This is a genomic window from Azospirillum melinis, from assembly GCF_013340935.1.
In the GTDB taxonomy this organism is placed as follows: Bacteria; Pseudomonadota; Alphaproteobacteria; order Azospirillales; family Azospirillaceae; genus Azospirillum; species Azospirillum melinis.
On record NZ_WHOS01000015.1, the window covers coordinates 116,062 to 137,239 of the forward strand.

Genomic DNA, 21,178 nt, shown 5'->3' on the forward strand with positions numbered 1-21,178 from the left:
CATGGCCGTGCCCGCCCTGTCGCTGTCGGACTGCCGCGTCCTGATCGTCGACGACAACGAATTCAACCGAAAATCGCTCGCCCTGGTGATTCGCCGCGCCGGCATCGCCGAGATCGCCTTCGCCGAGAACGGCCGGGAAGGGCTGGCGGCGGTCGACCGCTTCCGCCCCGACCTCGTCCTGCTGGACGTCGACATGCCGGTGATGAACGGCTGGGAGATGTGCGAGGCGCTGCGCCGCAACGCGACGCACGAGCAGCTTCCCGTGCTGTTCCAGACCGCGCTGGACAGCGACGAGGAGCAGGTGCGCTGTTTCGAGGCCGGCGGCAGCGATTTCATCTCCAAGCCGATCAAGCCCGGCGAATGCGTGGCGCGTGTCCGCCACCAGCTGGAAAAGCGCAAGCTGTTCAACGATCTCGCCGCCTTCCGCGAACGGGTCCAGCGCGAGCTGTCGCATGCCCGCGCCATGCAGACCTCGCTTCTGCCGGAAAGCCGCAAGCTGGCCGAGGTGGCCGACCGTTACGGCCTGACGCTGGATGCCCATTTCGAGACCTCGTCGGAGCTGGGCGGTGATTTCTGGGGCCTCTATCCGCTCGGCGACCGCCGGCTGGGGCTGCTGATGATCGATTTCGCCGGGCATGGCATCACCGCGGCGATCAACACCTTCCGCCTGCACACGCTGATCGACCGCTTTCCGATGCAGCATATGGCGCCGTCGCAATGGCTGACCCAGTTGAACGGCGCGCTGAAGGACGTGCTGCCGACGGGGCAGTTCGCCACTGCCTTCTTCGGCATCCTCGACCTCGCCATCGACACGCTGACCTTCGCCGCTGCGGGCTCGCCCAACCCGGTGCTGGGAACGCCGGCCGGCGCGAAGGGAAACGGGCCGGACATCCGTCTGCTCGATTCGGCCGGGCTGGTGCTCGGCGCCTCGCGCCGGGCGCAGTATGTCGACCAGAGCCACCGCCTGCCGCGCGGCGGCTTCCTGTTCCTGTACAGCGATGCCCTGATCGAATGCGGCGGCAACGGGCATGCCCCGCTGGGCCAGGGCGCCGTGCCCGATTTCGTCCGCGACGCGCTGGCCCGCGACCGCCAGCACCCGCTGCGGCCGATGATGGACAGCTTCTATGCCCGCACCAGCCTGCCGTTGCGCGACGACCTGACCGCCGTGTGGGTCGCGCGGCGGGCGTGAAAGGTGAGCCTTAGGGTGCGAACTGTTCCTTCAGGATGCGCTCTTCAAAGTTCAGTTCCGGGTCGAACAGCAGGGTCAGGCCGACCTCGCGGCATTCCTGAACCTCGACCCGCAGAACCTCGCGCACCTCGGTGAAGTCGGCGACGGCGCTGACCGGGCGCTTGCCTTCCTCCAGCACGTCGAAGGTGATCTTGGCGGTGTGCGGCAGCAGCGCGCCGCGCCAGCGCCGCGGGCGGAAGGCGCTGATCGGGGTCAGGGCCAGAACGCCGGCATTCAGCGGCACGATGGGGCCGTGGGCCGACAGGTTGTAGGCGGTGCTGCCGGCCGGCGTCGCAACCAGCGCGCCGTCGCAGATCAGCTCCGGCAGCCGGATCACCTTGTCGATGGTGATGCGCAGCTTGGCCGCCTGCCGCGTCTCGCGCAGAAGTGAAACCTCGTTGATGCCCAGCGCCTCGACCCGTTCGCCATTCACCCGCGTCGCCACCATGCGCAGCGGATGCAGGCGGACATGCTGGGATGCCACGATCCGCTCCGCCAGATCCTCCTCGCGGTAGGCGTTCAGCAGGAAGCCGACCGAACCGCGGTTCATGCCATAGACCGGAGTCGGCCGTTCCCGGTTGCGGGTCAGCGCCCGGTGCAGGGTTTCCAGCAGGAAGCCGTCGCCGCCCAGCGCCACGATCACGTCGGCTTCGTCCGCCAAGGCATTGCCGTAGCGGTGGACCAGCCGGGTGCGGGCGGCCCGCGCCTCGTCCGTGTCGGCGCAGGAAAACGCGATGCGCAGCGCATCGGGTGCTGGCATCAGCGGCGCCTGCGCATCTGCGGACTGGACAAGGCCGGATTGATCGACGGCGGGCGGCGTGGCGGCGGATTCGGTCATGGCGCGACCATACCGCAGTCCGGCCTTCGCGCAAAAGTATCGCGCGGTGACGACCCGATGCAAAAGAGCGCATCCGTCGGCCGCACCCATTGGCCGCACAACGAAAAGGGGACCGCGCGCGGTCCCCTTTTTTGCCATGTGGAAGACTGGATGAAACGGATCGGCCGAACTTACTCGACCATCTCCGACACCATCTCCTCGTCATCGTCGCCGGAGGTGCGCTTCGGCCGGTTGCCTTCGGTGTAGTCGAAGGCCGGCTTGTCGTCCTTGACGGTGACCTTGACCAGACCGCCCTTGCTGAGCTTGCCGAACAGCAGCTCTTCCGCCAGCGGCTTCTTGATGTACTCCTGGATCACGCGGCCAAGCGGGCGGGCGCCGTAGAGCGGGTCGTAACCCTTCTTGCCCAGCCACTCGCGTGCCTCTTCGTTCAGCTCGATGGACACGCCGCGATCTTCCAACTGCGCTTCCATCTGCATGATGAACTTGTCGACGACGCGGTTGATGACCTCCTGCGTCAGCGGCGCGAACGGGATGATCGCGTCGAGACGGTTGCGGAACTCCGGCGTGAACATCTTCTCGACCGCTTCGATGTCCTCGCCGACCCGGCGGTCACGCTCGAAGCCGATGGCGGGCTTGGCCATGTCGGCGGCCCCGGCGTTCGAGGTCATGATCAGGATGACGTTGCGGAAATCGACAATCTTGCCGTTGTGATCGGTCAGCTTGCCGTGGTCCATGATCTGCAACAGGATGTTGAACAGGTCCGGATGGGCCTTCTCGATCTCGTCCAGCAGCAGGACGCAGTGCGGGTGCTGGTCGATGGCGTCGGTCAGCATGCCGCCCTGGTCGAAGCCGACATAGCCCGGAGGGGCGCCGATCAGGCGCGACACCGTGTGCCGCTCCATGTACTCGGACATGTCGAAGCGGGTCAGCTCGATGCCCAGCGTCATGGCGAGCTGGCGTGCCACCTCGGTCTTGCCGACACCGGTCGGGCCGGTGAACAGGTAGTTGCCGATGGGCTTCTCCGGCTCGCGCAGGCCGGCCCTTGCCAGCTTGATCGCGGAGACCAGCGCGTCGATCGCCTTGTTCTGGCCGAAGACCATGGTCTTCAGGTCGCGCTCCAGGTTCAGCAGCGTTTCCTTGTCGTCGCGGCTGACCGACTTCGGCGGGATGCGGGCGATCTTGGCGACCACCGCCTCCACGTCCTTCACGCCGATCTTCTTGCGGCGCTTGTTCTCCGGCAGCAGCATCTGCGCCGCACCGACCTCGTCGATAATGTCGATGGCTTTGTCGGGCAGCTTGCGGTCGCCGATGTACTTGGCCGACAGCTCCACCGCGACGCGGATGGCGTCGGCGGTGTAGGTGACCTTGTGGTGCTTCTCGTAGTAGGGCTTCAGGCCCTGGAGGATCTTGATCGCATCCTCGACCGACGGCTCGTTGACGTCGATCTTCTGGAAGCGCCGGACCAGCGCCCGGTCCTTCTCGAAGTAGCTGCGGTATTCCTTGTAGGTGGTCGAACCGATGCAGCGCAGCGAGCCGGAAGCCAGCGCCGGCTTCAGCAGGTTCGAGGCATCCATCGCACCGCCTGAGGTGGCGCCGGCGCCGATCACCGTGTGGATCTCGTCGATGAAGAGGATCGCCCCCTCCGTCGCCTCGAGTTCGGACACGACGGCCTTCAGCCGCTCCTCGAAATCGCCGCGGTAGCGCGTGCCGGCCAGCAGCGAGCCCATGTCGAGCGCGAAGATGGTGGCGTTGCGCAGCACCTCAGGCACTTCCTGCTGCACGATGCGGCGGGCGAGGCCCTCTGCGATGGCGGTCTTGCCGACACCGGGGTCGCCGACGTAGAGCGGGTTGTTCTTCGACCGCCGGCACAGGATCTGGATGGTCCGTTCGACCTCCTGCTCCCGGCCGATCAGCGGATCGATCTTCCCGCCGGACGCCTTCTTGTTCAGGTTGACACAATACGCCTCTAGCGCTTCGCTGCCTTTTTTCACGACCTTCTCCGCCGCCGCCTCGTCGTCAGCGCCCGAGACACGCTTTGTTTCCGAGCGGCCCGGAGCCTTCGCGATTCCGTGAGAGATGTAGTTGACCGCATCGAACCTGGTCATCTCCTGCTCCTGCAGGAAGTAAACCGCGTGGCTCTCGCGTTCAGAGAACAAGGCAACGAGCACATTTGCTCCCGTCACCTCCTCACGTCCCGACGACTGGACGTGGATGGCCGCACGCTGCAGAACCCGTTGGAAACCAGCCGTCGGCTTGGCATCATCGGGCCTGTTCGTGATAAGGTTCGCCAGCTCATTGTCGAGGTAATCCGACAGTTCCGCGCGCAGTCGGTCGAGATCGATCCCGCAAGCGCGCAAGACGGCGGTAGCATCGGAGTCTTCGGTCAACGCGAGAAGCAGATGTTCGAGCGTCGCGTATTCATGCCTGCGCTCGTTCGCGTGGGCCAGGGCTCGGTGCAGCGTCTGTTCCAGGTTACGCGACAGCATGTGTGGGTCTAATCCTTTTCTAACGTGCATTGCAGCGGGTGCTGGTTCTGGCGCGCAAAGTCCATCACCTGCGTGACTTTCGTCTCCGCCACCTCGTAGGTGAACACGCCGCACAACCCCACACCCCGCCGGTGCACATGCAGCATGATCTGTGTCGCTTCCTCCCGCGATTTGCTGAAGAAGCGTTCGAGAACGAGAACGACGAACTCCATGGGAGTGTAATCGTCGTTCAGCATCAACACCTTGTACATCGACGGCTTCTTGGTCTTCGGCTTGGCCTTGACGACCACGCCGCTGTTAGTGCCGTCGTTGCCCTGCTTGTCAGAGTCGGCCATGGTCCCAGTCGAATGTCATCGCGATGCACTTTCACTGGGAATGATATGGTCATTTCGGGCGCGGTGGGAAGGGGCCGTTTTCAGCTGACCTCCATTTGGCAGACCCTCCTTTGGACCGCAGGCCATTCCGCTACTCCGTAATAGGAGACACCGCTTCGGAAATTGCCGCAATCGGCGGAAAACCCTACCCCGTTCCAGAGCGTTTTCGACGGTTGGATGAGGGGCCGCGGCCGGAAACGCAAAACGGCCCGGCATCCCAAAGCGGGATGCCGGGCCGCTGCGATGCGGTCCTTCAGGTGGGCATTGGCTGCCCACTGGTCAAGAAAGCAGGAGAGCCGGACCGGTCAGGCGGCGACCGGCTTCTTCGACAGAACCTCGACCGTGGCGTTGACGCGGGCGTTCAGCGGGGCCAGCGCCTCGTTGGCGACCTTGACGGTCAGTTCCTGCAGCTTGGTGCTCTCCGACACGAATGCGTCGAGGCTGGCCTTGGTGAAGGTGCTCTGCAGCTCGACCAGTTCCTGGATCGTCTTCACCGCCAGCACGGCCTTGGCGTTCGACACGCTCTTCTCCAGCGAGGACTGGGTGAAGGCGGCGACCTGCTTGCCGGCCTCTTCCGCGCCTTTGGCGACGACGGTGCCGGACTTCACGAGCGCGTCAACATTCTCCTTGGTGAGAACGGTCAGCTCGTCATAGCTCTTCAGCACCTTGGCGGAGGCCTTTTCGATCTGCTCCTGCTGGGCCTTCACCAGGCCTTCCAGGTTCTGCTTGGCAGTGGCGATGGCGTCTTCGACGGACTTGGTGACGGCGGCGATCTGGTCGGACATGGCTATGCTCCTCGCGCTCTCTATAAGGGGTCAACCGCGCGGCCCCGACGGTGCGGCGGCCGGTTGCGGAGTGGGTTGAAACCCTCGGACCCCGTCAGGGCGGGCGCCCGAGATATGCTGCACTGCAACATGGCCTGAAGATAAGGAAAGCGGCGGGGCGAGTCAATCCGTATTGTGCGCTGCACAAAAAACTTCCGCGCGAAAGAATCCGGCCGGCGTATCGGCGGCCCGAACGCAAGACGGCCCGGCAACCGCGTGGAGGTTGCCGGGCCGTTTGCGATGCCGGGGGCCTATGGCTGAACCCCGGCCGTCACGTGCTATCCGATGGGGCCGCTCAGGCGGCGATCGGCTTGGCAATCGGCTTGGAGAAGGTCTCGACCGTCGCGGTGACGCGGGCGTTCAGCGGGGCCAGCGCCTCGTTGGTGACCTTGGTCGACAGCTCCTGCAGACGGGTGGTCTCGGCCAGCAGCGAGTCGAAGCTGGATTTCAGGAAATCGTTCTGCAGTTCCACCACTTCCTGGATGGTCCGGGCGGTCAGCAGGGCCTTGCCGGTGGTGATGGACTTGTCCAGAGCCGACTGGCCGTAGGCGACGACTTCGCGGCCCAGATCCTCGGCGCCCTTGGCGGCGATGGTGCTGCTGGCGATCAGCGCCTCGACATTGGCCTTGCCGGTGGCCTGCAGGTCCTCGTAGCTCTTCAGCATCTGGGCGGCAGTCTTCTCGAACTGCTCCTTGGCGGCGGTCGCGGTCTGTTCGAACTGCTTGACCGTCTGCTCCTGGCCGGCCTTCACCAAGCCCTCATACTGCTCCTTGGCCTGGGTAGCGACGTTCTCGAGCGACTTCGGCGTGAACTGGTTCATGGCGTGCGTTCCTTCCTGGCTGATGCCGGCATTTGGTTGGGAGACCCGTCCGCCGCAAAGCGTGGCGAGGAGCCTGCCGGCAGCGGTGTGCGTTGCATTTTTACGTTGTGCAGCCGTCAACCGCTCGATTCCCCAAGCCGCAAAACGGCGCAGAAAATGCTGCACTGCAATATAAGGATTTTATGGGCTAAGCTCAGCGCGGTGTCAACAGTCCGTTCGGCGGGTATCCGGCTTACTCCCTTGCGCCGTACCATACCCCCATGGCGTGAAGCTCCGATGACAGCCGCGTCGCTTCCATTGCCGGCCGGCGCCCGTTTCGCGGAACCGTCGGCAAGTCCTTGAAAGCGGCCCTGATGGCGGATGTCCTTAACGAAGGCTTTACCGGCGCTGGGACAAGTGTAGCTTGGCCGCGGGCGGGATTCGCCTCGGCCATAGGTCAGGTGCGGCGCTTGGACGCGGCGTGCCGGGCCATCCGCTCTTCAGGCCGCATCTTCGGGACCATTTCGATCATGACCTATTGCCTTGGCATCAAGACCCGCGACGGCCTGATCGGTCTGTCGGACGGCCGGATCACCAGCGGATCGCAGCTCTCGTCGGCCCGCAAGGTGACGATGATGGGCAGCGGCGGCGACCGCTTCTTCATCATGAATTCCGGCCTGCGCAGCGTGCGCGACAAGACGCTGGCCTATCTGCGCCGCGACATGCAGAAGCGCCGGGGCGAGTCCTATTCGACGATGCTGGACGCGGTTTCGGCCTTCACCGCCTGCCTGCGGCAAGTCGCCGCGGAGGACAGGGAGTCGCTGGAGGCGTCGAAGCTGCACTTCAACCTGCACGCCATCATCGGCGGCCAGCTGGCCGAAGACCGCGAACCCTACATGTTCCTGGTCTATCCGGAGGGCAACTGGATCGAGGTGGACGAGCGCACCCCCTACCTGTCGATCGGTGCCACCGCCTACGGCAAGCCGATCCTGGACCGCGCGCTGACCTACGGCACCGACATGCAGACGGCGCTGAAGCTGGCCTACCTGTCCTTCGACAGCACGCGCTTCTCCAGCAACGATGTCGGCTTCCCCATCGACATGGTGTCCTACCATGCCGAGTCGCGCAGCTGGCGCCAGTCGAACTACGACTATGACGACCTCGCCGAACAGCGCCAGTGGTGGAACCGCAACCTGACCGAACTGGCCCGGCGCATGCCGGACGGCCCCTGGGTCGAAACGCTCGTCCCGGAAGACATGCGTCCGCGCCAGCCGGCCGAAGAGACAGTCTGAGCCCCAGCGGTCACCCGGGACCGCCACCGTCGGTTCGGCTCATTTCCCCGGAAGGGCGCTCAGCAGCAGCGCCCCGAAGGGGGCGGTCGGGCCGACCAGCCCGTAGCGGCCCAGCCCGTCGCGCCCGATCTGCACCTCGAAGAACACGCCGCCGTCCGCCAGCTGGCCGGAGGAGGGCAGGGTGCGCGGAGCCTCGTCGGGAGCCGGCAGGCCGGGATAGGCGATGCCGGTCGGGTCGATGCTGCGCAGCAGCTCCGGGAAGCGGGCGTCGGTGAAGCGGCTGGACGGGTAGGGGTAGGCGGTGAAGAACCATTGCCCGGCCCGGCAGCCGTTGATCAGCCAGTAAAAGCCATTGGACGGCAACCGCAACCCCTGGGGCGGCGGGTCGAAGACCCCGTCCTCGCGCAGGCGGCCGACGAAGCTGTCGAACTGCGCGGCGCTCAGTTGCAGGGTCGCCGTGTTGCCGCGCGCGGCGGAGAACGGATCGGCCAGCGTCAGGCGGGTGAGGTCGGTCGCCTCGATCACGTGAGCTTCGACCGCCGCGCCGCCGCGGTCCGGGTCTCCGACGATGTCGTAGGTGCGGACATGCCGGTTGTAGTCGGCGTTGAAGATCAGCCGGTAGCGGTCGGCGCTGTCCTTGCCGCAGCGGGACCGCAGGTCGTCGCCGTTGAGATAGCTGAACCAGGTCAGCTTGCGCGCCACCGGGTTGTCGGTCGGCCCGACGGAGCTGCAACCGGCGAGCGTAACCAGCGTGGCCGCCATGGCGGCGACCCCCGCTATCCTGGCGGTTGCGCGGACCATGGCCCGACGGTCACCCCAGCGGGAAAAAAAGGCGACCGGAACGGTTCTTTGATGACCACGGCTCATTGTCGCTTGCCTCGCGTCGGCGGCCCCTGGTAGGTGGAGAACGAAGGACGTGACGGCAAGACCCGATCTCCGGACACCGGTGGGCTTTGGCCAGCCGGAGGGCGCCGGTAATCCGTTTGCCCCTTCCGTTCGCGCCGTGCCGCTCCCCTTCCGACGTGCCGTTCCCGCCGTTCCTTCCCTCTACATGCAGGACCCGCGATTTTGGCCACAGAAACTGCGAAAAGCCAAAGCAGTAAATTAACGAATTCATGCTAGACACTGATTTCGCACGAATTTACCATTGAACCAAGCACCAAAATCTAGCGGTTGGCGGGGCCATCATGAGTGTAACGCGCAACACCGTTCGTAACGGATTGTTTCCGTTCGCCTTTCGCGCGGCGGATACGGCCGGCGGGCGGAGTTCGGCGGGTATGGGGCGCCATCTGCTCGCGGCGGCCGCGCTGCTGGGTATGGTTGCCGTCGGGTCCGGCCTGTCCGCCGCCGAGGCGCTGGCGGCCAAGGCCGCCGCCATCGTGGTCGATGCCCGCACCGGGCAGGTGCTGATCGATCAGGACGCCGACGCGATCACCCATCCGGCGTCGCTGACCAAGATGATGACGCTCTATTTGACCTTCGACGCGCTGGAGGACGGTCGCCTGACCCTCGACCAGCAGTTGCCGGTCTCGTCCTGGGCGGAGAGCATGACGCCGACCAAGCTCGGCCTGCGCGCCGGCCAGACGCTGAAGGTGGAGACGGCGATCCTCGGCCTCGTCACCAAGTCGGCCAACGACGCCGCCGTGGTGCTGGCGGAGGCGCTGGGCGGCACCGAGTCGCGCTTCGCCGAGATGATGACGCGCAAGGCCCGCGAACTGGGCATGCGCCACACCGTCTACCGCAACGCCTCCGGCCTGCCGAACATGGAGCAGGTGACGACCGCCCGCGACTATTCCTACCTGTCGCGCGCGCTGATGCGCGACCACGCGAAATATTACCCCTATTTCAGCCGCCGCAACTTCGTCTATGGCGGCCGCACCCTGGCCAACCACAACCACCTGATGTCCCGCTACGAGGGCATGGATGGCATCAAGACCGGCTACACCGTGGCATCCGGCTTCAACCTTGCCGCCTCGGCGGTGCGGGACGGGCGGCGTCTGGTCGGCGTTGTGCTGGGCGGCAAGTCTGCGGTGTCGCGCGACAACAGGATGGCGGCGCTGCTCGATCAGGCCTTCGGCCGGCCCAACCGTGGCCGCGACGATGCGCCGGTGATGGCGAGCCTCGACACCACCCGGTCCGACGCCATCGACGGCGAAGGGGACGATGACGACGAGGAGGTCGAGGTCAAGGCCAAGCCGGTCCGCGCGTCGCTGCAGACCGCGGCGGTTCCGGCTGCGATCCCCGCCGCGCCGGCCCGTGAGGAGAAGTCCACCCGTGGCGGCAGCCCCTCGCATTGGGGCGTCCAGGTCGGCGCCTTCTCCAGCAAGGCAGCGGGCAACAAGGCGGTGTCGCAGGCCGTCAAGCAGGCCCCTTTCCTGCTGCGCACCGCCAAGGCCAGCGTGGTCGAGGCCAAGACCGGCAAGGACACCGTCTACCGTGCACGCCTGACCGGACTGGACGAGAAGGATGCCCGCAAGGCCTGCGCCGTCCTGACCAAGCACGGTCATCATTGCGTCGCAGTTTCGCCCGGCGAGCGGGGCTGAAGAACAGGCTGACTGCCGCCGGCCGGGGGGTTATCCCCGTGCCGCGGCAGCGCAGCGTTCCAGGAATTCAAGCGCCGGCGCCAGCATGCCGGCCAATTCACCGGCCTGGCCGCCCGTATCGGCGCCCTTTTCCTCCAGTTCCTTCTCCAGAGCGCGTGCGGCCCGGCGCAGGGCGACGCAGCCATATTGCCCGGACACACCGGCGATCTTGTGAGCCATCGCCCCTGCGATCGTCCGGTCCCCGTTTTTCAGCGCCTCGTCCAGCGTCTGTCCATGCTGGCGCAGCACCGCCACCGTCTTTTCGATCAGTTCGGCGACGCGGGCGGCGGGCAGCATCTCCTGCATCGTCCCGATGGCGCGCTCGTCGAACGCCGGTTCGGAAGCCGGGTCGGCTGCCGGCGTCCTGGCCTGCGTTCCCCTGCTCAGTGCCGCCAGCAGGGCGTCGAGCCGCAGCGGCTTGATCAGCGTACCATCGGCGCCGCAGCCGTCACAGCGGTCCTGGCCTTCGCTGGTGGCGCTGGCGGTCAGCATCAGGATGCGGGGTGTGCCGCCGCCGGGCTGCTGCCGGATGGCGCGGACCGCTTCGTCGCCCGGCAAGCCGGGCAGGCCGAGATCCATCAGGATCAGATCGAAGGTGTCGGCCGCAGCGGCAGCGACGGCGGCCGGTCCGTCTTCCACCGCCACCACCCGATGGCCGGCGCGCTCCAGCAGGACGCGGGCGGCAAGGCGGGTGACCATCTCGTCCTCCGCCAGCAGGATGTACAAGGGGTGTGCTGCGCCCATCTGGTCCGCCGGCATGCCGGTCCGCTCTTCCCGGTTGATGTGGTCGCCGCAGTCTAGCCGGTTCCGCGCGCTTCCGCATCCCCGCGGTCGGGTGGCCGGGTCACACGGTCGGCGAGGATTGGGTGAACATTGGATCCTCGATCCGGTGCAGACGGCCGGCGCCCGTCATCGCGGCGCGCAGAAGCAGGGTCTTGCGGCGGGCGGCAGCCAGCTTGGCGACCGGAGCCTCGCGCAGGACTTCGGCGCCGTAGGCGTCGGCGACGATCAGGCCGCAATCCTCCGGGATCAGTTCGGTCGGGAAGCCGTCATCCACCGCGAAATAGAAAGCGTCGCACCACTCGCGATACTCCTGCCATTTCTGGTCGGAGCGGAAATCGGGCACACCGCTCTTCACCTCGACGATCAGGATGTTGCCGGCCTCGTCGATGGCGAGCACGTCGGCCCGCCGGCCGCTCGCCAAACGGAATTCTGTCAGGCTGGCATAGCCGCGCGTCGCCAGCGCCCGCCGGACCCCGCGGAAGATCGGAGGCGCGCCCACAGCCGGGAAACTGGCCTCGTTGTCGGAAACCGGAACGGCAATGTCGTCGCTCATGACGCGGTGCCACCATCGAAACAGGAACGTGTAGGGAACATGCGGCCCACAATGACCTGTCGTCCCGTCTCCGCCAAGAGGCAAAAGGTGGATGCCGGCAATCGGCATTACGAAATCAGGCCAACAAAATCGAGCCGGCAGAATTAGCCGGGCAGAATGACCGGAGGCAGGGGCGCCGGTCGGCAGCGGTCGCGCGGCAGGCTGCGGTCGGCGGGGAAGACCAGCACGACCGCGGTGCCGACGCCGGGCTGGCTGGTCAGTTCCATCCGTCCGCCATGCATCTCGACAAGCCGCTTGACGATGGGCAGTCCCAGCCCTGTCCCGCGGGAGTTGCGGGCGATGGTGGAGTCCGGCGGTTCGAACGGGTGGAGGATGCGCGGAAGCTCGGCGCTCGGAATGCCCACGCCGGTGTCGGCCACCATCAGCCCGATCCCGCCGTCCGGCATCAGATGCGCGGTCAGCATCACCTCGCCGCCGGGACGGGTGTGGGTGACGGCGTTCGACAGCAGATTGGTCAGCATCTGGGTCAGCGCCTGGGCGTCGCCTTGCAGAAGCGGCAGGTCGGCCGGCACCTCGCGGCGCAGCTGTACGTCGCCCTCCTTCGCCACCTCCTGCAGGGCGGAAACGACGCGCAGCGACAGCATGTCGAGATCCACCCCCTCCTCGGCCATCGGCATGCCGCCGCCATCCAGGCGCGACAACTCCAGGATGTCGTCGATCAGCGCCAGCAGATGGGTTCCCGCATCGCGGATGTCGCCGGCATAGCTGCGGTAGCGGGGGTTGCCCAGCGGCCCGAACGCCTCGGACAGCAGCATCTCCGAAAAGCCGAGAACGGCGTTCAGCGGTGTCCGCAGTTCGTGGCTCATCTGGGCCAGGAAGGCGCTCTTGGCGCGGCTGGCGCTTTCCGCCTCGGCGCGGGCGGTTCGGGCCTCCGCCTCGCGGATGCGCAGCCGCTCCTCGTTCAGCTTCAGCGTGGTGACGTCGGTGTAGTGGACCAGCACGCCGCCCGGCACCGCATGTTCGCGGCTGAGCAGCCAGCGTCCGTCGGGCAGCGGCACCACCACAGGCGGTTCCAGGCGGCGATGGCGCTCCAACCGCACCGCCACCCAGGCGCGGCGCGCCTCCTCGGTGGTAAGGCGCGGGTCGGTCAGGGCGAAGCGGTTGGCCAGCTCCTCGAACGAAACGCCGGGAACCAGCCGGTCGGCCACATCGGGCAGATCCCTCTTCAGCCGGCCGTTGGCATGGACCAGCCGGTCCTCATGGTCGAACAGGGCAAAGCTTTCCGCACTGTGCTCGAGCGCTGCGGTCAGGCTTTCGGCCAGCGCCTCGGCCATCGTCGGCGTTTCGGGGCCAAGGTCGGTCAGCACGGCGCACAAGCCGCCGGCCACAGGGCCGGCCGATACCCGCCAGCGCACCGGCGTCGTGCCGCGTCGCGCCGCAACGGTGCGCTCCACCGGGCCGTGCAGGGCATCGGCCAGGGCGGCGAACAGGCCGGGGCAGGCGGCATCGATGCCGCCGCCGCGCAGCCGCCGGCCCGTCAGTGGGGCGATGCCCATAAGCCGCTCCGCCGCCGGGTTGGCGGACAGCCATTCCAGATCGGTCAGTGCGCCTGTGCAGTCGTGGTGCGCCTTGAGCAATGCAACCGCGTCGGGCAGATGCAGCATGGCGAGCGGCAGAGAATCGGCAGGCGGGAGTTCCCCGGCCGCGGTCCCGTTCCTTCCGGCGTCTCCACAAGTTTGCGTATCGCAATCCATCCGGCGATCATTGCGGCCTATTCCTAAAAAACGCTGAAGGCCGAACCAAATATGTCACCGAATATTTGTCGAATTGTAACAAATCAGATGGGAAATCCTTTCAATGCATAGGGTTTACCGAAAAAGCAACGAAAGGTTTGATTGAGGTGAGCGTTATGATCTTCGCGTTCCATCTGCCCAATGGCGGGCTTTGCAACGGGCCGTGCCTTCCATAGTCTCTAGTCTTATCGGAACATGGGGCTTGGGATGCAGGTGTGACGGTGAACGGCAGCCACGACGACGCCGGCAGCGCGGAGCCGGCCCTTCTGGTGTTCGGGCCCGATGGACGGCTCGCCGACTGGACGCCTGCGGCAACGGTCCTCCCGCTGCTGACCGGGCGATTGACCGCCGGCATGCCGGCCGACGAGCTGGAGGCCATCCTGCTCCCGTCCGCCGGACCGCACATGGTGCCCGACCGCAAGGTGCTGCGGCTTGCCGGCGGGGGGGCGGTGTGGCGGTTCGACGCGTCGCCCTCGTCCGTCTCGTTGAATGCCGGCACCCCTGCGGTCCGGCGGATGCCCGATCCGGCCGACAGGCTGTTCGCGGCGGCAAGCCATGACCTGCGCCAGCCTCTGGCCGCGCTCTCGCTGCTCATCGGCACGCTGGATGGACGGCTGAATGCCGGAGTTGCGGAACACAGAGTGGCCGAAAGCCGGTTTGGGGAAGGGCGCGACCTGCTGCACTCGATGGCCCAGGCGGTGGAATCGATGCGCAGCATGGTCGATGGCCATTTCGACCTTGTCCGCCTGGAAAGCGGCCTGATGGAGCCGGACATCCGCACGCATGCGGTGAACGGCGTCCTGATGCGCCTGGCGCTGGAGGTGGCGCCGCGCTTCGCCGACCGCGGTCTGCGCTTCTCCGTGATGCCCTGTTCGGCGATGGTGCGGACCGACTCCGCACTGCTGGAACGCCTGCTGCACGGGCTGGTCGCCAATGCCCTGCGCGGCACGCTGCGGGGCCGCGTTCTGCTGGGCTGCCGCCTGCGCGGCGACCGCCTGCGCGTCGAGGTGTGGGACAGCGGCCGTGGCCTGTCGTCGCAGCGGCTGGCGGCCCTGCGGACTGAACTGGCGAAGCCGGTCGGCGAAGGGGGAGGGGCGCTCGGCCTGGACCTGACCCTCGTGCGTGGCCTCGCCCGTAAGCTCGGCCTCGAGCTGGAGGTCTGCGCGGAGGAGGGGCGGGGCACCGTCTTCGCCATCCTTGTCCCGATATCCGTCGAACAGGGTGCCGAAGGGGCGGACGCGTCCGCACAGCCGGAGAGCACGGCAGTTGCGTCACCGGCGTCGAAGGGCGGCACCACCGACATCAGCCGCACCCGCATCCTGGTGATCGAGGACGACCCCATGGTGCTGGCGGCGCTGGAGGCGCTGCTTGGGCAATGGGGATGCAGTGTCGTCGGCGCGGACTCCTATGACATGGCGGTCGAGCGGCTCGGCCCGGCACCCGAACACTTCCACCTCATCATATCCGATCTGCGGCTGAAGGGAGCCGCCAACGGCATCGTCGCGATCCGGCAGATCGCCAAGCTCTTCGACCGTCCGGTTCCGGGAATGATCCTGACCGGCGACACCGATCCCAAGCGGCTGCGCGAGGCGCGGCTGTCCGGCTACCCGCTGTTGCACAAGCCGGTGGCCCCGCTTGCCCTGCGTGCCGCTGTCGTCCGCCTGCTCGGGCATGATCCGCTTTGATAACAAAGACCAGACGGTCGCTGGAACGGTTCAGGAGAGGTATGCAGAAGATAGAGTGTCAAAACTATCGTGATTTTGTGCGGCGCAATGACATTTCTGAAACAGAGGCGGAGGGTATGCTGCGAAGTGCGACAGAGTTTCACCCATTCTTCTCAATGCAATAGTCCTTTTCCCCACCAATGGTTAGATCGCTATCCTCCTTTCGTTTGAATTTTAAGTTTCGCATACCATTTTATGTCTTGCCTTCGCTATGATTGGTTTGGGCACTCGCTGTTCAAACGGATTGGGTGGAGGGCGTTCGGATGAGCCGGCGTTATCGGGAAGGGGGACGGACCGGGAAACTGGCAGTGATCGTCATCGCCGGAGTGTTCCTGTCCTTTTCGGCCTTTCTGATGATCAGGAGTGCCACCTGCGGAGCGGAACTCGCTCTGGCCGACCGCCAGGCCATCCAGCTCCATGACCAGCTGAAGTCTGATTTCGAGGATCAGAGCGTGCTTCTGCGCGCGCTCAGCGGCCCGATGGCCGGTCCGGCTCCGGTCACGGAGGCGAGCTTCGCGTCGGCCGTCGAGCCACTGCTGCCGCTTTACCCCAACCTGTATGCCGTCGCCTGGGCGCGCCGGATCGCCGAAAGGGACGTTCCGCTGCTGGAGCGCGCCATGCGCGCGGCGGGCCACAGTTCCTTCGCCGTCCGCACCGCCGGTGGCGGGGGGAGCGCGGAGTCCGATGATGGCGCCGGCGATTCTTCCGCCGGGCAGCTTGCCGCCGACCGGTTCGTCAATGTTCTGGCCGAACCGCGGTCAGCCGCCGGGCTGGTCGGATTGGACATGGCCACCCTTCCCGGCCAGCGCGACGTGCTGGCCCGCTCCTGCACCGCCAACCGCATCGTCGCGGCCGGCGGCGAGCCGCTGAGGTCGGAACAGGGCATGAGGTCCGTGCTGATCTATCTGCCGGTCTATTCCCGCGAGGTCGATCCCGACGACGGTCGTCCCTATGCCGGTGGACGCATCGTCTGCGATGTGCTGACCGGCTTCCTGTGGACCAGCTTCGATGTCGGGCAACTGCTGCGCGATTCGGTCCGCCGGGTCGGGCTGAGCGTCGGCGATGCCTATCTGCTGGAACCGCCGGGCCAGACGACCTCCGGAACATCGCGACTGCTGGCCGCCGAGGGGGCGATCGGCCGTCCCGGCGAGCTGCCGCACCCGCCGGTCGATGCACTCACCGTGGAGCAGCTGACCGGCCCGGCAGCGCCGTACGCCATTGTCCGTGACATCGCCTATGGCGGCCGGGTGTGGCGGCTCTATGTGGTTCCGAGCCCGGCGCGGCTGTTCAGCGTGGAGGACCGGCTGGCCTGGACGATGCTGATCGGCGGGCTTCTGCTGACTGCCGGCGGCGCTGCCTATGTCCTGCGCGAGGCGAGGACCAAGCGTCTGCTCCAGACCGAGGCGCGCGCCCGCGCCGCCATGGCCCGCGCCCTGCGCGAGAGCGAGGAACGGTTCCGGATGGCTCTGCGCTATTCCAAGGTGACGCTGTTCAGCCAGGACCGGGATCTGCGGCACCTGTGGATTTACTGTCCGCGTATGGATCTGAATCCGGAGCGCATGATCGGCCGGACCGATGGAGATCTGTTTCCGCCGGAGGAGGCGGCGCGGACGGTCGCTCTCAAGCGGTCGGTGATGGAAAGCGGGGTTGGGACGCGCTGCGAGCTGGAGCTGACCTATTGCGGCTGCCGCCGTGTGCTCGATCTGTCGGTGGAGCCGATGCGGGACGAGACGGGAGCGGTGGCCGGCGTCATCTGCGCCGCCATCGACATGACGGAATCGGCCGACATCCGTGAGGCGCTGGCCCGCGCCCATGCCGAGGCCGAGCGGGCCAACCAGGCCAAGAGCCGCTTCCTGGCCGCCGCCAGCCACGACCTGCGCCAGCCCTTCCAGGCGATGAGCCTGTTCCACCACATCCTGATGTCCAAGCTGGACGATCCCTATCAGGTGGAGGTGGCGAACAAGCTGGGAGAGGCGCTGACCGCCGGCAACACGCTGCTGTCCACCCTGCTCGACACCTCCGCGCTGGAGGTCGGCAACGTCAAGCCGCGGGTCGTCGAGTTCGACGTGCAGGACATCCTGAGCCGTCTGGCGGTGGAGATCGGCGATCAGGCTATCGACCGCGGGCTTCTGCTGCGGATGGTTCCCTGTTCCGTCCGCGTGAAGAGCGATCCGATCCTGCTGGAGCGGATGGTGCGCAACCTGCTGGTCAACGCCCTGCGCTACACCACGGAAGGGCGCATCCTGCTGGGCTGCCGGCGCCGGTCCACCGCCGAAGGCGGGATGCGCCTGTCCATCGAGGTGTGGGACACCGGTCCCGGCATCGCCGAGGCGGAAATGGCCGCGATCTTCGAGGATTTCTACCGCTGCGGCACCGACCAGCGCGACAGCGGCCGCGGGCTCGGCCTGGGACTGTCGATCGTCCGCCGCATGGCTGAGATGCTGGACCATCCCGTCACCGTGCGGTCGCGGGTGGGACGCGGCACCATGTTCGCCGTCAGCATCCCGGTCGTGGCACAGCAATGTTCCTGCTGCGCCGCCGCGGACTGAGATGCCGACTGTTTTCCTCCATTCCGCAGCGCGCAATGGTGGCAGTTCCGCAGGCCGGTCCGCTTTTCCCGTCCTGGTCTGCGCAAGTTTCGGTTATGCTGCGTCTGCTCACTGAACCGAAACGATCCCAGTAACCCAACTGCAACAATGGCTTGGCAACTTTATTGATGTAGGTCATTGGGTCCCTTCGCCATAGGGGCTATTGCTTGCGCACAAGCACAGTCCTTTGGAAAAGCTTGGAAAGCGAAGGTTCCGTTTCGAAGGAACCCAACAAGACGGAGTTCGGCCGGTCGCCATGGCCTGCCCGGCAAGGGCGCCGGCGGCGACGGGAACCGGACTTGGGAGGATACGGCCTGCCGCCGCGACGGATGCCCCGGCCAACGGGCATCCGCTCCGGTCACCGGCATTCGGGTCTTCGCCATTCCGGCGGGGTCCGTTGGTCGGGCGCCGCGATCCTTTTCAGGAGCATTCTAGTATGGACACCGCCATCGCCGCCCCCTCCGCCGCCCCGGCGGGTCGCAGCGGCATCGTTCCGACCGGCAAGAACGGCAGCCCCATGATCGAAAACGTCACGTTCGAGGAAATCCGCATCGGCCAGCAGGCGAGCCTGTCGCGCCGTCTGACCATGTCCGACATCGAGCTGTTCGCGACGGTGTCCGGCGACCTCAACCCGTCCCATGTGGACGAGGATTACGCCGTCGACCACAAGGTGGTCGGCCACGGCATGTGGTCGGGCTCGCTGATCTCCGCCGTCCTCGGCACCCTGCTGCCCGGCCCCGGCACCGTCTATGTCGGCCAGGATTTGCGGTTCGAACGTCCGGTCCTGCTGGGCGACATCGTCACCGTGACCGTCACCGCCAAGTCCAAGGATGCGGCGCGCAAGACGGTGGTCTTCGACTGCCTGTGCCTCAACCAGGACGGCCGGACGGTCGCGACCGGCGTGGCCGAGGTGATCGCCCCGACCGAGAAGGTGTGCCGCGCCGCCGCGGAACTGCCGCAGGTGCAGGTGATCCGCCATGACGGCCACGAGCTGATGCTGAAGAAGTGCGAGTCGCTGCCGCCGGTGCCGACCGCCGTCGTCCATCCCTGCGATGAAAGCTCGCTGCGCGGCGCCGTCGAGGCCGCCGAAGCGAACCTGATCGACCCGGTGCTGGTCGGTCCGGAATCGAAGATCCGGTCGGTCGCCGACGCCTATGGCCTCGACATCTCGCGCTACCGCATCGTCGACGTCGCCCACAGCCATGCCTCGGCCGAGACCGGCGTGCGGCTTGCCCGCACCGGCGAGTGCGAGGCGGTGATGAAGGGCAGCCTGCACACCGACGAACTGATGGGCGAGGTGGTGAGGAAGGAGACCGGCCTGCGCACCGGCCGCCGCCTGAGCCACGTCTTCGTGATGAACGTCCCGACCTACCCGCGGCCGCTGCTGATCACCGATGCGGCGATCAACATCTACCCGACGCTGGAGGACAAGGTCAGCATCGTGCAGAACGCCATCGACCTCGCCAAGGTGCTGGGGGTCGAGGTGCCGCGCGTCGCCATCCTGTCGGCGGTCGAGACCATCAACACCAAGATCGCCTCGACGCTGGAAGCGGCCGCGCTCTGCAAGATGGCCGACCGCGGCCAGATCACCGGCGGCATCCTCGACGGCCCGCTGGCCTTCGACAACGCCATCAGCCGCGAGGCCGCCATCACCAAGGGCATCAAGTCCGAGGTGGCCGGTCAGGCCGACATCCTGCTGGTGCCCGACCTCGAGGCCGGCAACATGCTGGCCAAGCAGCTGTCCTTCCTGGCCCATGCGGATGCCGCCGGCATCGTGCTGGGCGCCCGCGTGCCGATCATCCTGACCAGCCGCGCCGACAATGTGCGCACCCGTCTGGCGTCCTGTGCCGTGGCCGTCCTGTCGGCCGCCGCGCGCCGCCGCGGTGCCGCCGCCGCGGCCGAGTAAGGAGGGCAGGGGCAATGTCCAACGCGATCCTCGTCATCAATGCCGGCTCCTCCAGCCTGAAATTCTCGGTCTTCCGGGATCATGGCGGCGGGGATCCGGTGGTCACGATCAACGGCCAGATCTCGGGCATCGGCACCCAGCCGGTGTTCGAGGCCAAGGACGCTCAGCGCCGTCCGCTCGCCGAAAAGAGCTGGGGTGCGGGCGAGGCCAGCGACCGCACCGCCCTGCTGTCCTACCTGCTCGACTGGATCGAGGAGCGGCTGGACGGGGCGACGCTGATCGCCGCCGGCCACCGGGTGGTGCATGGCGGCGTCCGCCATGCCGCCCCGGTGCTGCTGACACCATCCGTGCTGGACGAGCTGGACGGCCTGGTCCCGCTCGCCCCGCTGCACCAGCCGCACAACCTCGCCGCCATCCGCGCGCTGGCCGAGGCGCATCCGGAGCTGCCGCAGGTCGCCTGCTTCGACACCGCCTTCCACCGCAACCAGCCCTGGCAGGCCCAGACCTTCGCCATTCCGCGGGAGCTGACCGAGGAAGGCGTGCGGCGCTACGGCTTCCACGGCCTGTCCTACGAGTACATCGCCCGCCGCCTGCCGGAAATCGCGCCGGAACTGGGTGATTCGCGGGTGGTCGTCGCCCATCTCGGCAGTGGCGCCAGCATGTGCGCCATCCATGGCGGGCGCAGTGTCGACAGCACCATGGGCTTCACCGCTCTGGACGGCCTGCCGATGGGCACCCGCTGCGGCACCATCGACCCCGGCGTGCTGATCTACCTGATGCGCAAGGGCATGGATGCCGGCGCCATCGAGAAGATGCTGTACAACAAGTCCGGCCTGCTCGGTGTGTCCGGCATCTCCAACGACATGCGCGCCCTGCTCGACAGCAGCGACCCGCATGCGCAGGAGGCGGTGGAGCTGTTCTGCTTCCGCATCGCCAAGGAGACCGGCGCGCTGTCCGCCTCGATGGGCGGTATCGACGCGCTGGTGTTCACCGCCGGCATCGGCGAACGCTCCGCCCCGGTGCGGGCGCGGGTCGGCGACAAGCTGGCCTGGATGGGGGTGGACATCGACGCGGCGGCCAACGAGGCCAACGCGACGAAGATCTCGACCCCCGGCAGCCGCCTGCCGGTCTATGTCATCCCGACCGACGAGGAACGGATGATCGCGCTGCACACCCGCAAGGTGCTGACGGGGCGGTGAGCGATTTGTGCGGGGGCGCCGGCTGACGCCCCCCCACAAAACCCTCCCCCCCCCCGCCGCCCCCTTCGGGTGTGCAGCGCGCACATCCCCTCCTCGTCGGTCCGGGTGGCCTAAACCGGCAGGCGGCTGCCCGGGGGCGGGAGTCTTCGCGCGCTTGCCCCGCTTGGCCGCCCGGCGGTGTCCCCCCCCCCCCCCGCCCGCCTGTCTGC

16 protein-coding genes are annotated in these 21,178 nt (G+C 67.0%); 7 read left to right on the forward strand and 9 right to left on the reverse strand.

Translation table 11 applies throughout. The features are described from left to right. The first annotated feature begins 1 nt into the window (after position 1). Positions 2–1,189, forward strand: a complete 1,188-nt coding sequence (locus tag GBZ48_RS14010) for a PP2C family protein-serine/threonine phosphatase (RefSeq protein WP_174471601.1) — start codon at positions 2–4, stop codon at positions 1,187–1,189. 10 nt (positions 1,190–1,199) lie between these two features. Here the strand turns inward: GBZ48_RS14010 and GBZ48_RS14015 are convergent, their stop codons facing one another. The 5 genes from GBZ48_RS14015 to GBZ48_RS14035 form a co-directional block, all read right to left on the reverse strand. Continuing rightward, complete coding sequence (locus GBZ48_RS14015; RefSeq protein ID WP_425485992.1) at positions 1,200–2,066, reverse strand: NAD kinase; 867 nt, start codon at positions 2,064–2,066, stop codon at positions 1,200–1,202. A 170-nt stretch (positions 2,067–2,236) separates the two neighbouring features. Further along, entirely contained in the window at positions 2,237–4,552 is a 2,316-nt protein-coding gene (clpA, locus tag GBZ48_RS14020) for an ATP-dependent Clp protease ATP-binding subunit ClpA (RefSeq protein WP_174471602.1), read from the reverse strand. Positions 4,553–4,560: 8 nt separating this feature from the next. Beyond that, positions 4,561–4,887 (reverse strand): ATP-dependent Clp protease adapter ClpS, encoded by a 327-nt coding sequence (gene clpS / locus GBZ48_RS14025; RefSeq protein ID WP_014246998.1) that lies wholly within the window; start codon positions 4,885–4,887, stop codon positions 4,561–4,563. Positions 4,888–5,231: 344 nt separating this feature from the next. After that, positions 5,232–5,711, reverse strand: a complete 480-nt coding sequence (locus GBZ48_RS14030; RefSeq protein WP_174471603.1) for a phasin family protein — start codon at positions 5,709–5,711, stop codon at positions 5,232–5,234. 334 nt (positions 5,712–6,045) lie between these two features. After that, a complete protein-coding gene (locus tag GBZ48_RS14035) occupies positions 6,046–6,570 on the reverse strand; it encodes a phasin family protein (RefSeq protein WP_174471604.1) in 525 nt (174 codons plus the stop codon). Positions 6,571–7,079: 509 nt separating this feature from the next. On the opposite strand from GBZ48_RS14035, the gene GBZ48_RS14040 reads away from it, so the two are divergent. After that, positions 7,080–7,841, forward strand: coding sequence for a proteasome-type protease (locus tag GBZ48_RS14040; RefSeq protein ID WP_109051258.1), 762 nt, complete (start codon positions 7,080–7,082; stop codon positions 7,839–7,841). A 39-nt stretch (positions 7,842–7,880) separates the two neighbouring features. Here GBZ48_RS14040 and GBZ48_RS14045 read toward each other — a convergent pair whose 3' ends face one another. Then, positions 7,881–8,603, reverse strand: a complete 723-nt coding sequence (locus tag GBZ48_RS14045; RefSeq protein ID WP_174471605.1) for a hypothetical protein — start codon at positions 8,601–8,603, stop codon at positions 7,881–7,883. 515 nt (positions 8,604–9,118) lie between these two features. On the opposite strand from GBZ48_RS14045, the gene GBZ48_RS14050 reads away from it, so the two are divergent. Next, on the forward strand, positions 9,119–10,384 hold the full coding sequence (locus GBZ48_RS14050; protein WP_174471606.1) for a D-alanyl-D-alanine carboxypeptidase: 1,266 nt from the start codon (positions 9,119–9,121) through the stop codon (positions 10,382–10,384). 30 nt (positions 10,385–10,414) lie between these two features. Here GBZ48_RS14050 and GBZ48_RS14055 read toward each other — a convergent pair whose 3' ends face one another. The 3 genes from GBZ48_RS14055 to GBZ48_RS14065 form a co-directional block, all read right to left on the reverse strand. Next, positions 10,415–11,182, reverse strand: a complete 768-nt coding sequence (locus tag GBZ48_RS14055; RefSeq protein WP_174471607.1) for a response regulator — start codon at positions 11,180–11,182, stop codon at positions 10,415–10,417. An 85-nt stretch (positions 11,183–11,267) separates the two neighbouring features. After that, positions 11,268–11,759, reverse strand: coding sequence for an MmcB family DNA repair protein (locus GBZ48_RS14060; RefSeq protein ID WP_174471608.1), 492 nt, complete (start codon positions 11,757–11,759; stop codon positions 11,268–11,270). 143 nt (positions 11,760–11,902) lie between these two features. After that, positions 11,903–13,423: a PAS domain-containing sensor histidine kinase gene (locus GBZ48_RS14065; protein WP_211105744.1), complete on the reverse strand. Its 1,521-nt coding sequence runs from the start codon at positions 13,421–13,423 to the stop codon at positions 11,903–11,905. A gap of 344 nt (positions 13,424–13,767) precedes the next feature. Here GBZ48_RS14065 and GBZ48_RS14070 point away from each other — a divergent pair, with 344 nt between their 5' ends. From GBZ48_RS14070 to GBZ48_RS14085, 4 genes are all read left to right on the forward strand, one after another. Continuing rightward, positions 13,768–15,237 carry a hybrid sensor histidine kinase/response regulator gene (locus GBZ48_RS14070; protein WP_343049542.1) on the forward strand — a complete coding sequence of 490 codons (1,470 nt, stop codon included), beginning with the start codon at positions 13,768–13,770 and terminating at the stop codon, positions 15,235–15,237. A 302-nt stretch (positions 15,238–15,539) separates the two neighbouring features. Next, positions 15,540–17,825, forward strand: coding sequence for a sensor histidine kinase (locus GBZ48_RS14075; RefSeq protein ID WP_174471609.1), 2,286 nt, complete (start codon positions 15,540–15,542; stop codon positions 17,823–17,825). Between the two features lie 556 nt (positions 17,826–18,381). Continuing rightward, positions 18,382–19,770 carry a bifunctional enoyl-CoA hydratase/phosphate acetyltransferase gene (locus GBZ48_RS14080; RefSeq protein ID WP_174471616.1) on the forward strand — a complete coding sequence of 463 codons (1,389 nt, stop codon included), beginning with the start codon at positions 18,382–18,384 and terminating at the stop codon, positions 19,768–19,770. Between the two features lie 14 nt (positions 19,771–19,784). Further along, positions 19,785–20,969: an acetate/propionate family kinase gene (locus tag GBZ48_RS14085; protein ID WP_174471610.1), complete on the forward strand. Its 1,185-nt coding sequence runs from the start codon at positions 19,785–19,787 to the stop codon at positions 20,967–20,969. The last annotated feature ends 209 nt before the right edge of the window (positions 20,970–21,178 follow it).